This window comes from Mycoplasma sp. ATU-Cv-508, from assembly GCF_004011945.1.
Classification (GTDB): domain Bacteria; phylum Bacillota_I; class Bacilli_A; order Mycoplasmatales; family Metamycoplasmataceae; genus RYZV01.
The window spans coordinates 521745-534064 of the sequence record NZ_RYZU01000001.1; the positions used below are offsets into that span (position 1 = coordinate 521745).

The following is a 12320-nucleotide window of genomic DNA, read 5'->3' on the forward strand; positions in this document are numbered from 1 at the left end:
ACTTCTTTCGTCCTTCCATTAATACTCTTAGTTAATGTTTTCAACGCTTAGTATAACACACTTTTTAGCACTCTCATACAAATAGTGCTAATTTTTTTAAAATTGACTTTTTAAGTCAAACGCGAGCGATCTTTTGACTTAACGTTTGGTGAGACAAACCCAGTTAAGGTCTAAAATTAAAACGTGAAAAATTTTGCTTCCCATCGGATCAGTTTTAAAAAAATTAGCCCAGTTAAAACTAACTAAGCACCAACGCGCTGGGAAGTTATTTTTAATTGAAGGTCCGCACTTAGTTGACGAGGCTCGCCAAGCTGGTTTGCTTGTTCAGGCTTACAGCGTTGACGGGCGTCCGGGGACGACTTTTGGCGAGTTTAAAAACGCTCCAAAGACTAAGCACGACTAAAACCGCAGCGCCAGTCGTGGGTCTTTGCGTTAAACCAACCGAGCGACCTCTTGGCCAGCGCGTGTTAGTTTTACACCAGCTCCAAGATCCAGGCAACGTCGGAACGCTAATTCGCAGCGCCTTGGCCTTTGGCTTTGATTCGGTCATCGTGATCGGTTTAAGCGTGTTTAATCCTAAGGTGCTCCGAGCTAGCCAAGGAGCCATCTTTCACATTAATGTAGTTGAAAAAAAGACTTGGCCAACTGGTCTTTGCGCTTCACACACTTGCTGAGCCGCCGTTAGTCAAGGACAAGGTGCTCGAGATATTTATCAAGTTAAACCGCGATCTCCCTGAGCGCTCATCTTGGGTAACGAGGGCAGCGGCCTACCGACTCAAATTACTAATTTAGCCCAAGGCAAAATTTGGGTACCAGTCAATTTTGAATCACTCAACGTAGCTAGTGCCGGAGCGATTATTATGAGTCATTTTAATCGGGGTGGATTTGGTGAAAAGGGTTAAGCTCGTGCCGAGCGCTGTATTTTTTAGTTCTAACCCGGCGTAAATTTTCCACAAACTTACCGTCTTGGTCGGCTAAGAATAGTTCCAAAAATTCTGCTACACCGCCCTCTTTGTGACTTTTGCTCGTAATTCAAGTCGCAAAACTTTTAATGTCGTCCGAAGCGTTAGCCATTGCGACCGAAATTTCAGTCGTTAAAAACATCGGAATGTCGTTGTAACCGTCTCCGATCGAAATCGTTTGGTAAACGGGCACTTTGTAATATCGTGAGATGAGCGACACGGCTTTGGATTTAGTGGCACCTAATCTTGTCATGTCAATCACCGGCGTTAGTCCGTCGCCTTTTGACCAAGATGAGAATTCAACCAGGTCGCCAAAACGGCGTTTTAAATAGTCAAGCAGTTTTCGAATGTCAACGTTTTGGTTAGTGTCAACAATCACACCCGTTGGCTTGAGCGGCAGTTTGTGAAAATCTAAACCAACGTGAAACTTGGGTGCACTTGAAAAACCAAACACGTTTTCTAAGTGAGGATCACGCTTTTGCAGTTGAACTCAGCCTGGCCCTTCAAAAGCAACGTTGCGGGTCGCTTTTTGCAACTCTTCGTCACCGAGTATGTACATCACATCGTTAAGGTTTAAGTTGGTGATGTAAGGTTGGAAGTTGTAATCTGAAGGGTTGTGAATGTGAGCGCCGTTGTAGTTAGAAACCACGGTGTCGAGCTTAAGTTTTCTGTAAATTTCGGCCGTTGAACGCCAAGGACGCCCCGTGGTTATGCAAACGATGTGACCGCGCTTAATCATTTGTTCAACCGCTTTAACGTCGGATGGGTTAAGATGACCAGTCGTGGAATCTTGTAAAAAAGTACCGTCTAAGTCAATGAAAATTAGCCAGCGCTTTTCGGTGTTAGTCGCTTGACTGACCTTAGTGGGTTTATTCTTCATTCTTTCCCCATTTTAGCACAAGCCAATCTAGGCGAGTTGGGAGCGGCTAACTTAGGAAAAATTGGGTTTAAAATTACATAAAAGTGAGTATAATTGCGGAGAACATTGACGAGTGATTAACGGCTAGTCGGTTAACTCTTGGTTTTGACGACACAGAAAAAGGAACAGCGGAAAATGTTTGCAGTTATTCAAACCGGAACTCAGCAAATTTTGGTTAAAGTTGACCAAACGATTTTTATCGAGAAAATTCCGGGTCAGCCGGGCGACAAAGTCACCTTTGACCAAGTTTTAGCTTTGCCAGAGCAAGTAAAACCGGACGAGTTAAAAAACATCAAGGTCCAAGGCGTGATTGAAAAACAGTCTAAACAGTCCAAAATCATAGTCTACCGTCACAACGCCAAGTCAACCACAAGCGCAAACTCGGCCACCGTCAACCTTACACGCGTGTCAAAATTACCGCGATTGAAGGTCTTAAATCGCCTAAGGAGTCAACTGATGTCAAAAGTTAAAGCGGGCGGAAGTTCCAAAAATAACCGGGAGTCGCACAGTAAAAGACTGGGCGCAAAACTTTCTGATGGTCAGTTTGCTCACGCCGGCGCGATTATTTACCGCCAGCGCGGCACTAAAATTCACCCTGGACTGAACGTGGGCCGAGGAGCGACGACACACTTTTTGCCAAAACTAACGGCGTGGTTAAGTTTGAAGTTCGTCGCAACCGCAAGTGAGCCGTGTTATTCCGAGCGAAACCAATTAATTTATAATTAGTTTTAAATTGTGCTTTAGTTAGTGAACTAGCGCTGTTAAACTAGGTCACTAGTAGGAAACTATGTTGGGATGAGATCTAGTTGCCACGTTAATTTTAATGCTGATCGGTTATTTGATCGGTTCGGTTAACTTTGCGATTATTTTCGCGCGTCTTTTTAAAAGGGAAGACATTCGCAAAAAAGGGTCGGGCAACGCCGGGGCGACTAATATCCGGCGTAATTACGGTCTTAGCGCCGGGCGTCTAACGGGCGTTTTTGACGTTTTTAAAATTTTGTTAGCGCTTTCAATCGCCTGGATTTTAAAAGTCCGGGCACCTTTTTTTGCCGGTGCTTTTGTGCCAGTTGTCGGGATCGCCACCATTTTAGGCCACGTTTTTTCCGGTTTACTTCCGCTTTAAAGGCGGCAAGGGCGTGGCTTGTCTTTTCGGTTTCTTGTCTTTTTACCAGTGGTGACTGGCGCCGTTTGGTTTACTCATTTTTGTTTTGATCATTAAAAAAACCCGCGTTGTTTCGCTTGGTTCAATTATTGCACCTGGAATTTGAATCTTAATCGGCTCAATTTGTTATTTTGCCTTTGACTGAGCTAATTTTAAAGTTGTCTGGGACATGCCCATCGCTCACCTTTCACTTTGGTGACAAAACGCGCTTTGTTTTTTAGCGGCTCATTTACTAGTGGTAGCGATGCATTACCAAAACATTCAGCGGATTATCCGCGGACAAGAAAGAAAGTTACCGCGCGTAAAAAAGTCTAGACAAATATTTCGTCCATTTGCGGGCTTGGATGTTTTGGAGTTTGTACCAAGCAAACCCCAGTCCGACAAAAGACAAAATTGTCACTAAGGCCAACGTAATCGAGATGAGTAGCGAGTAAGCGACTGGCAACTTTAAGTTGAAAACATTGAAAAAGTTAAGGAAAGCATAAACGGCCACGTTGCCTTGGGTTGCCGCGTAAAGTCCGATCGTAAAGGCCATGTAAAAAAGCGGTATTACCATCGTTACGGTTAGACTTTTACGCCACTCAAGTTTTAAGTTTGGGGTTGCTCCCGGAGTGACAGCGAACCACCAAATTCCGACCAAAACCACGATTAAATGCTCATGGATCAGTGTGAAATCAAAGTAGGCTGATTGTCCCCATTTCACCATCGGAGCAATGAAAAGGAAAAAGACGATTCCCGTTACGCTCAAATAAACCATCACCGCGGTTTTTCAGTAGGAATTGATTTTGACGTGTCCGATCCAACTGAGCGCCAAAGTTACCACGAAAATAAAGTTGGTGATAATTGTAAAGTAGACAAACTGACTACCAAAAGCTCCAAAAATATCCCGCACATTGAGCGACTGCAAGGCGTCTATTTCGTCAGATGTTAAGTCAAGGCTGACATGAGGTCAGTGAGTTACGCTTCGAAATGTTTCAATGATTCTAATTGCTACCAGCGCCAAGGCTACTAGCGCATGGATTGTCCTAGTGATGTGTTTGTTAAATCTGTACATGCATTTATTATATGGCAAGGCCTGGTTTCTCGGGAGCGTCAAATCGTTTTGTTATAATTTAAACTAGGTTCTAAATGCGTCATTTTCCGCTGATGTGGGTCTTTCGTCGGAAAGTTCACTACCACGATAAAAAGGTTGTTTTAAGTGAACTCTTACTTTCGGGACTGCTCTTGGTGGCCCTAGTTATCACATTTGACGTTTTACTAATCATTGATAAAAACTACATCTTTAACTACACCAGCCCCACGCAACGCCACCTTTCGCTCGTCGGTTTAGTCTTGGCGATTCTAATTATTAGCGTTGAAGCGTGAGACATTTTAATTGCTCTCGCCTGACTAATTAAACTGCGCACAACGCTTTACAGTCGGGTTGTCCTAATCATTTTGATTTTGGCCACTTCACTATCGATGGTTTTTTGGTCGCTTGTAATCGTGACGGGCCAGTACGAACGTTTCATTCTCTTTAAGAATTTGTCGCTGCTAATGCTTGGCGCTTCGGTGGCGCTGACCTCTTACATGCTTTGGCGAATTCTCCACGATGTCTACGTTTAACTTTTGTTATACTTACTGAGCAAATTAAATTTGCTTAACATTTTTAACTAGCGAGTGGAAGGACTTTAATCAGTCTGCTTGACCACACAGAGAAAGGAAACCTCGTGGCTAGAGTCAAAGAAGTTGTCCGAGTGGCAAAACTTCAGTTTAACGCCGGACAAGCTAAACCAGGACCAGAGCTTGCTGGTCTGGGCATCGTTATGCCCGAATTTACCAAGCAGTTTAACGACGCAACGCGAGCTAGAGGCGATGAACCTGTACCGGTTGAAATCACCGTCTACCGCGATAAGTCGTTTGACTTTAAACTTTTCACCGCGCCTGCTTCTTACAAAATTATGCAAAGCGCCAAAATTGAAAAAGGTTCACCCAACTCCAAAACTCAAAAAGTTGGGACGATTTTGAAAGAGCAACTTCGGCAAATTGCCGAGTACAAATTGCCTGATCTTAACACTAACGACTTGGAAGCAGCGATGCGAATTATCGCCGGAACAGCTCGCAACATGGCGTTTTAATTGAGGGCGTTGACAACATTGAGGCCGAATTAGAAGCCGCTAAGGAAGCGGCCAAAGAGGCTGATTGAGCAGCTAAGAAAGAGGCTCAACTTGAAGAAGATCTGCAGCAAGCAACTCAGTCTAAGGATCAGCCAATTGAAGTAAGCGCGATTAAGCAGCAAGACAAGGAGACTGACGAAGAAACTGACCAAAGCAAGGAGGAGAAATAAACATGGCACGCAAATCAAAAAAACTCATCTTAGCCTGATCAAAAGTAGACCGCAAAAAACACTATCCTCTTGCCGAGGCGATTAAGTTGGCCCAGGAAACTTCCTACTCTAAGTTTGACGGATCAATTGATTTAGCTTTTAATCTCAATCTTGATGTTCGTCAAGCCGATCAACAGTTGCGCGGATCGGTCGCTTTGCCTAACCCAACTGGTAAAAATGTGCGCGTTTTAGTGATTAGCGACGACACTAACGTCCAGGAGCTCGCTCGTCTTAACGGAGCTGATGAGGTCGCTAACCAGAATGACGCCAAAGCGATTTTGTCCAAAGAAAAATTTGATTTTGACATCATTGTCACCGACCCCAAAACAATGCCGTTTTTAGCTAAGTACGGGAAAGTGTTAGGACCCCGGGACTAATGCCTAACCCAAAACCGGCACCGTCACTCCGAACGTAGACCGGGCTGTCGGGGAAGTTAAAAAGGGTAAAGCTAATTACCGAACCGATAAAACTGGCATTGTTCACACATCAATTGGGAAAGTTTCGCTTGATTCCCAACATTTAATTCAAAATGCAGAAACAGTCATTGCTGCCATTAAGCGCGTTCGTCCTGCGGCAGTTAAAGGCGCTTACATCAAAAATTTAACCGTCTCAGCTTCGATGGGACCCGCGATTAAAGTCGAATTAGTTTAGAGGGTAGTTTAATAATTTTTGACGCAAATTGTGTTAAAATTGTGGTAGAAAATTTGCCAGGGGGAAACTAGGTTGATGAGACAGCAACAGTTGATGGGGATCGGTAATTTTAACAATGTTCCTCGTCCCAAGGATTTGTGAAAGAACGAAAAAAATCGTTACCGACACTGGATTATTTTGTTCGGAATCGGTTTTTTGGTAATTTTAGCGATCCATTTAACTGGCACAATTTTGAACATTTTAGACCGTGATTCCATCGTCAACAATTTAGAGCAACTTTTTCGCGAAAGTTATCCTCACCAAGCTGACAACGTTTACTCAGAGCTGGCTAACCGCAAATTCACGATTGATTATTTGACATTGCCAATCGTTTTGATTTCCGTCATTTTAGTCGGTCTGACGCTTTACTTAATTACCGTCACGCGCTCTTACCGCCGTCACTCTTTTTCTTACATTTCCACTTTGTCAATTTACATAATTGGCGGCGGGGCTTTGATGGCCTTTGTCCAAGTGATCATGATGCTTTTGCGAATTCGATCTGTTTTTGACACGGCAGGCTCAATTTTCCAGTTTGTTAACTTCTTTGTCGTGATCGGAGTCTGGTGCACTTGCGCGGTCAAAGTTAACGCCATTCGTAAACAATTCAGTTTTTCCGAGTATGTGGAACGTCTACGTCATGACGAGCGCTTTATTCAGTGGCAGCAGCAAATGGAACAAGCGGTTCGCGAAGGACGAGGAATTAATCCCTTAGCTCCTTTTGCGCCCTCAGTTGACCAGCCTGTAACCACTAATCTCAAAGAGCCAACTGCTCCAGCGCCCAAGGCAACCAAACCAGCAGTTAATCAAACCGAGGAACCCAAAAACTTACGGGCTTCCCGTCTCAAAACTCTCAAGGTTGATGAGCTACGCGAAATTGCTAAAAAGCTTTCCATTTTCGGCTCCGAAACAATGAACAAAGAAGAACTTGTGAGTCACATTTTGCGCGTGACATCGGGTCGCTAGAAAATCGTCCCAAAACCGGTTAGTTAAACCGGTTAGGCAATTTTTTGATACACGGGGTTAGTTGTTGTATAATCAGCAGTACTCATTTGACTTGATCGGAAAAAAGAAAGGAATTTAATGCCGACAATTAACCAATTAGTTACTTTTGGTCGCGAGCGAAAAAAGAAGAAAGGCAAAGCGCCTACGCTCGGTTACGGCTATAACTCGTTGCAAAAAAGAGTGACCCGCAACCCGTCACCTTTTAAACGCGGAGTTTGCACTAGGGTCGGGACTATGACGCCCAAAAAGCCCAACTCGGCGCTGCGTAAGTACGCCCGTGTTAAACTTTCCAACGGAATCGAAGTAACGGCTTACATTCCTGGTGAGGGTCACAACTTGCAGGAGCACTCGGTCGTTTTAATTAGAGGCGGAAGAGTTAAGGATTTGCCCGGAGTTCGTTACACGATTGTGCGAGGAACCCAAGACACAGCCGGAGTTAACAAACGAAAACAAGGTCGCTCACGCTACGGCACTAAAAAACCGAAAGATAAGAAGTAGGGAGGAGAAATATGTCACGAAAAAACCGCGCTCCAGTCCGATCAGTCTTACCAGACTTAGTTTTTAATTCAAAAGTGATTACAAAGTTAATCAACACGATTATGAAAAAAGGTAAGAAAGTTTTGGCGCAGAAAGTTCTTTACCGCTCGTTTGATTTAGTCAAGGAAAAAACCAACCAAGACCCGATGGAAGTCTTTAAAAAGGCAATTGAAAACATCACTCCTCAACTTGAAGTGCGCACTCGCCGAATTGGTGGAGCTAACTACCAAGTGCCAGTTGAAGTAACCGAACGTCGGAAAATGGCTTTATCGCTGCGCTGGCTAGTTAAGTACGCCGTTTTGCGCTCGGAAAAAACGATTGAAGTCAAACTTGCTAACGAAATTATTGACGCTTCCAAAGGAGTCGGAGGAGCCGTCAAGAAAAAAGACGAAAGCCACCGCATGGCCGAAGCTAACCGCGCTTTTGCCCATTACCGCTGGTAAAAATAGGAAACTGACATGGCTAGAAAATATCCCATTCAAGATTATCGCAACATTGGTATCATGGCTCACATTGACGCCGGTAAAACAACCACAACCGAACGGATTCTTTTCCACACCGGTAAAATTCACAAAATTGGTGAGACCCACACGGGTGAATCACAAATGGACTGAATGGAACAGGAACAAGAACGTGGTATCACGATTACTTCGGCGGCTACGACAGCCTTTTGAAAAGACAAACGCGTCAACATCATCGACACCCCTGGTCACGTGGACTTCACCGTTGAAGTCGAACGTTCTTTGCGGGTACTCGACGGAGCCATCGCTGTTTTAGATGCTCAGTCTGGTGTTGAACCCCAAACTGAAACTGTTTGACGTCAAGCCACCGACTACCGGGTGCCGCGACTAGTTTTTGTTAATAAGATGGACAAAACTGGTGCCGATTTCCTTTTGGCGGTTGACTCGGTCAAAAAACGTCTCAACGGCAACGCGGTTCCGATCCAACTTAACATGGGCGTGGAAAATGACTTTAAAGGTGTGATTGACTTAGTGGCGATGCGCGCTTATGAGTTTAGCGGCGACGCTGAAGAAAAGGGTTACGATAATCCGCTTGAAATTCCGGCCGACCTTCTTTCGCAAGCCGAAGAATTGCGGCAAAAATTAATCGAAGCGGTCGCCGATTTTGACGAAAGTTTGCTCGTCAAAGTTTTAGAAGGTCAAAAAATCGAGGAGAAAGAACTTAAGTCCGCGATTCGAGCAGCAACTTTAACGGGCGATTTTTACCCGGTAGTTTGTGGCAGTGCCTTTAAAAACAAAGGGATTAAACCGCTTTTAGACGCCGTAATTGATTACTTGCCTTCACCAGTTGACATTCCTCCGGCCAAAGGTCATGACGAACAGGGCAACGAAGTGATTTGCAAAGCGAGCGATGATGAGAATTTCGTGGCGCTTGCCTTTAAAATCATGTCTGACCCTTACGTTGGTTCGCTGACTTTCTTCCGTGTTTACTCAGGAGTGCTAAAAAAAGGTACTTACATTTTTAACACTACTAAAGACGAGAAAGAACGAATGGGTCGCATCTTGCAAATGCACGCCAACAACCGCGAGGAAATTGACGAGGTTTACGCGGGCGACATTGCGGCCGCGGTTGGTCTAAAGTCAACTACCACGGGTGACACGCTCGTGTCTGACAAAGGACCGAAAGTAATTTTGGAGAAAATGAATTTTCCCGAACCAGTTATTTCGCTCGCCTTAGAGCCAACTTCCAAAGCTGCGACGGAAAAACTTTCCCTTGGTCTACAAAAACTAGCTAACGAGGATCCGACTTTTAAAACTTACACCGACCATGAAACTGGTCAAACTATTATCGCCGGCATGGGTGAACTCCACTTGGAAATTATCGTTGACCGACTAAAAGAGAGCACGGGGTTGAAGCTAACGTTGGTAAACCGCAAGTTTCTTACCGGGAAACGATTACTAAAACTGCTGACGTGGAAGGTAAACACATTAAACAGTCGGGTGGTCGCGGACAATACGGTCACGTTTGGTTTAAGTTTGAACCAAATCCTGACGGCGGTTTTGTTTTTGTTGACAAAATTGTGGGCGGTAAAATTCCTAAGGAATACATTAAAGCGATTGAAGCTGGACTAAAAGCCAAGATGGAAAGTGGTGTTTTAGCTGGCTATCCTCTAATTGACTTAAAGGCGACTCTTTTTGACGGATCTTACCACGAGGTTGACTCTTCTGAAATGGCTTACAAAATCGCCGCTTCAAAAGCTCTGACAAACGGTAAAGACGCGATTGGTTTAGTTTTATTAGAACCGATCATGGATGTTTCAGTCGTTGTGCCCGAAGCTTACTTTGGGGACGTGATGGGCGACATTTCCCGTCGTCGCGGTCAAGTGCGCGAAAACGAACTTCGTTCAGATGGTGTGCAAATCATTAAAGCGCACGTGCCGCTCGCAGAAATGTTTGGTTATGCGACCGATTTACGCTCAATGACAGCCGGTCGGGGAACTTACCAAATGTACTTTGACCATTACGAAAAAGTGCCGGCTAACATTTCCCAAGAAATCGTTAAAAAAAGAAATTTCGAACATAAGTCAGCTAGTTAGATTTAGGTTCTGTGCGTGGTATAATCGTTTCAAAAAGGATAACCTATGAAACTATTTAGTCAAATCAAAACTCATCCGACGACCGAAGTTGCTCTGTTAACCCGCGTTTTCACTTGGGTCGCCGTTTCGTTTGGTCTTATTTGCTTAGTCGCGGTCAGCGCGGCGTTAGTTGTTGACGCGACTGGCGTTTTGAAAGATCTTGGTCGCTACAACTTTGAGGTTTACTCAATGTTCCGGGCAACTTCGTCCGCTATGAGAAGGCTATTTTACCTCATGATCTCTTCCAACGTTTTGATCATGGTTTCGTTTATTCTCTCGTTAATTTGGCTTTTTAACTGGCAACGCGCTTCCCAGAAAATGATCTACTCGGTTTACTTTCTTTACATTTTGAGTACGGGGTTAGGTTTTGGAGTCTTTTTTGCTTTGTTAAGAGCAATTGAACTGGTCGCTATTTTTGGTGTCAGCACCTTAATTTTTGGTGCGATGGCTTTAGTTGGTTGGTACGCTAAAGATTTGAGCAAACTAAGACCTTTCATCATAACCGCCGCGGTTCTCTACTTTGTTTTCGCCATGGTTGAAGTTGTGCTTTACATGATGGGAATTTTTTCGGACACAATTTACCTAATTGTAACTTTGCTCTTAACCTTCTTTGTCCTAGCTAACTCGGCTTACCAAATTTGGGTTTTGCGTCGCACATCGGAGTTTTACCGCGACACGCTAGCTTATCAAAGCGACTTTGCTTTTCGTTTTATCGCATTCATGAGTTTTCAAATTTTAGTTTCCTATGTCACGCTTTTAATGACGGTTTTGCGTTGGTATTTGTACATACGAAACTAGCGTTTGTTGGTGTCAAGGTAATTTTTAATTCAGTCCACTTCAAAAGGAATTTCTGGTTGAGCGTAGGCTCAAAGCAGCGTTAAGTAGTGGCAAAACCGCTGATAGCGTTTGAGAATTAAAGGCTCAACCACGCGATCAGCGTTTTTTTCGTAAGCGGTTAAAAAAACTTCGCTTTGCGCTGGACTTAACCGGGCTGATTCGATTCAAAAAGCTAAGTCAAAGTAAAAGTCTCCAAGCGTGGCGTATTCCCAGTCGACTAACCAAAGTTTACCCTTAGCATCTCGAAGCACATTCTCGGGTCAAACGTCGTTATGCGAGGGGTAGATATTTTTCATTTTGGCTAGGAGACTGACCATTTCACGGTAGTAGTTTTCAATTTGCGGTACCCGCAAATTTTTGTTGTGGATAATTTTGAGGTAAGTGTGAAGTCGACGTCGCAAGTTGTTAGGCGGAAATTTCAGTTGGCTCTGGTGAATTTGGGCCAGCATCTTTGCGACTTTGGTAAGTTCTAAATCGCTTGGATCGTGCAAATGCTCAGTTTTACCCAAGTACTGCCAAACGCTTTTTTCGGAATCATCTTGCTTTAAACGCGGCACGAAAGTAAACTGCTGAGTCAGCGAGTAGTCAATTCGGTGGTTAAACTGGTTGGTGTTTTTCAAAACAACGAAGTTATTTTTCTCAACGTACTTATCGTTAGTGTGACCAACTGCGATTTTTATTTTTGCCATGGCAGTTTCAATTATAAAAAAATCCCTGGCCTAGGTTCAATTTTAGTTGGCGTTATAATGTTAATCACAAGCAAACAAAGGATCTGATGAAAATCGCAATTTTTGACGCTCGTCCTTATGATGAAAAAACCTTTACCCGCGTGAACCGGCAATTTCGCCATAAACTAACTTTTTTTGATGTAACTTTATCGCCTAAAACGGTCAATCTAGCCGCTGGTCACCAAGCTGTCTGCGGCTTTGTTAACACGGTTGGTTCAGCCGCGGTTTTACGCAAACTCAGCGCGCTAGGTGTTAAAGTTTGGCTTCAACGTTCAATGGGTTACGAACAAATCGATTTAGCCGAAGCTCAAAAACTGGGCATTGCCGTCTTTAGAGTCGCCAATTACTCGGCTGAATCGGTGGCTGAACACGCCTTAACTTTGATGCTGGCCGTTAATCGCAAACTGCCGATTGTCAAAGCGCGCAACTCAAAGTGAAATTTTTCGCTGGTCGGACTGCAAGCTTTAATGGTTAAAAAATTCGGTTGTCGGGATTGTTGGAGCTGGCAAAATCGGACTTAGT

Annotated in this window: 14 protein-coding genes and 4 pseudogenes; 15 read left to right on the top strand and 3 right to left on the bottom strand. The window is 44.1% G+C overall.

Annotated features, from left to right (window positions below; all coding sequences use genetic code 4):
- Positions 1 to 193 precede the first annotated feature (193 nt).
- Both CSH31_RS04420 and CSH31_RS03105 read left to right on the top strand, forming a co-directional pair.
- The gene (locus CSH31_RS04420; RefSeq protein WP_161565708.1) at positions 194 to 403 is read left to right on the top strand and encodes a hypothetical protein; all 210 of its coding nucleotides are present in this window, start codon (positions 194 to 196) and stop codon (positions 401 to 403) included.
- Positions 363 to 902, top strand: coding sequence for an RNA methyltransferase (locus CSH31_RS03105; protein ID WP_161565709.1), 540 nt, complete (start codon positions 363 to 365; stop codon positions 900 to 902). The genes CSH31_RS04420 and CSH31_RS03105 overlap by 41 nt, the downstream gene beginning before the upstream one ends.
- On the opposite strand, the gene CSH31_RS03110 is transcribed toward CSH31_RS03105, so the two are convergent.
- On the bottom strand, positions 871 to 1842 hold the full coding sequence (locus CSH31_RS03110) for an HAD family hydrolase (protein WP_127942946.1): 972 nt from the start codon (positions 1840 to 1842) through the stop codon (positions 871 to 873). The two genes, CSH31_RS03105 and CSH31_RS03110, sit on opposite strands and share 32 nt — an antisense overlap.
- A gap of 174 nt (positions 1843 to 2016) precedes the next feature.
- Between CSH31_RS03110 and rplU the strand changes: the two are divergent.
- From rplU to CSH31_RS03125, 3 genes and pseudogenes are all read left to right on the top strand, one after another.
- A pseudogene (gene rplU / locus CSH31_RS03115) lies at positions 2017 to 2351 on the top strand (50S ribosomal protein L21).
- A pseudogene (rpmA, locus tag CSH31_RS03120) lies at positions 2338 to 2603 on the top strand (50S ribosomal protein L27). The pseudogenes rplU and rpmA overlap by 14 nt, the downstream one beginning before the upstream one ends.
- A gap of 65 nt (positions 2604 to 2668) precedes the next feature.
- On the top strand, positions 2669 to 3004 hold the full coding sequence (locus CSH31_RS03125; RefSeq protein WP_128008808.1) for a glycerol-3-phosphate acyltransferase: 336 nt from the start codon (positions 2669 to 2671) through the stop codon (positions 3002 to 3004).
- Between the two features lie 331 nt (positions 3005 to 3335).
- Here CSH31_RS03125 and CSH31_RS03135 read toward each other — a convergent pair whose 3' ends face one another.
- Positions 3336 to 4115 (bottom strand): hypothetical protein, encoded by a 780-nt coding sequence (locus CSH31_RS03135; protein ID WP_128008809.1) that lies wholly within the window; start codon positions 4113 to 4115, stop codon positions 3336 to 3338.
- 56 nt (positions 4116 to 4171) lie between these two features.
- Here CSH31_RS03135 and CSH31_RS03140 point away from each other — a divergent pair, with 56 nt between their 5' ends.
- The 9 genes and pseudogenes from CSH31_RS03140 to CSH31_RS03175 all read left to right on the top strand — a co-directional run bounded on the left by CSH31_RS03140 (position 4172) and on the right by CSH31_RS03175 (position 11031).
- Positions 4172 to 4648 carry a hypothetical protein gene (locus tag CSH31_RS03140; protein WP_127942951.1) on the top strand — a complete coding sequence of 159 codons (477 nt, stop codon included), beginning with the start codon at positions 4172 to 4174 and terminating at the stop codon, positions 4646 to 4648.
- A 104-nt stretch (positions 4649 to 4752) separates the two neighbouring features.
- Positions 4753 to 5160: a 50S ribosomal protein L11 gene (gene rplK / locus CSH31_RS03145; protein ID WP_236630704.1), complete on the top strand. Its 408-nt coding sequence runs from the start codon at positions 4753 to 4755 to the stop codon at positions 5158 to 5160.
- A gap of 211 nt (positions 5161 to 5371) precedes the next feature.
- Complete coding sequence (locus CSH31_RS05015; RefSeq protein WP_345775179.1) at positions 5372 to 5785, top strand: hypothetical protein; 414 nt, start codon at positions 5372 to 5374, stop codon at positions 5783 to 5785.
- 67 nt (positions 5786 to 5852) lie between these two features.
- A pseudogene (locus tag CSH31_RS05020) lies at positions 5853 to 6059 on the top strand (50S ribosomal protein L1); the annotation flags it as partial.
- Between the two features lie 75 nt (positions 6060 to 6134).
- The gene (locus CSH31_RS03155; protein ID WP_127942954.1) at positions 6135 to 7061 is read left to right on the top strand and encodes a Rho termination factor N-terminal domain-containing protein; all 927 of its coding nucleotides are present in this window, start codon (positions 6135 to 6137) and stop codon (positions 7059 to 7061) included.
- A 117-nt stretch (positions 7062 to 7178) separates the two neighbouring features.
- Positions 7179 to 7598 (top strand): 30S ribosomal protein S12, encoded by a 420-nt coding sequence (gene rpsL, locus CSH31_RS03160; protein ID WP_127942955.1) that lies wholly within the window; start codon positions 7179 to 7181, stop codon positions 7596 to 7598.
- A gap of 11 nt (positions 7599 to 7609) precedes the next feature.
- Positions 7610 to 8080, top strand: a complete 471-nt coding sequence (gene rpsG, locus CSH31_RS03165; RefSeq protein WP_127942956.1) for a 30S ribosomal protein S7 — start codon at positions 7610 to 7612, stop codon at positions 8078 to 8080.
- A gap of 15 nt (positions 8081 to 8095) precedes the next feature.
- Positions 8096 to 10194 (top strand): annotated as a pseudogene (gene fusA / locus CSH31_RS03170) (elongation factor G).
- 45 nt (positions 10195 to 10239) lie between these two features.
- Positions 10240 to 11031, top strand: a complete 792-nt coding sequence (locus CSH31_RS03175) for a hypothetical protein (protein WP_127942958.1) — start codon at positions 10240 to 10242, stop codon at positions 11029 to 11031.
- On the opposite strand, the gene CSH31_RS03180 is transcribed toward CSH31_RS03175, so the two are convergent.
- Positions 11028 to 11759: a phosphotransferase gene (locus CSH31_RS03180; protein WP_128008811.1), complete on the bottom strand. Its 732-nt coding sequence runs from the start codon at positions 11757 to 11759 to the stop codon at positions 11028 to 11030. The genes CSH31_RS03175 and CSH31_RS03180 overlap by 4 nt on opposite strands.
- A gap of 86 nt (positions 11760 to 11845) precedes the next feature.
- On the opposite strand from CSH31_RS03180, the gene CSH31_RS04665 reads away from it, so the two are divergent.
- Positions 11846 to 12319, top strand: coding sequence for a hypothetical protein (locus CSH31_RS04665; protein ID WP_236630705.1), 474 nt, complete (start codon positions 11846 to 11848; stop codon positions 12317 to 12319).
- The last annotated feature ends 1 nt before the right edge of the window (position 12320 follow it).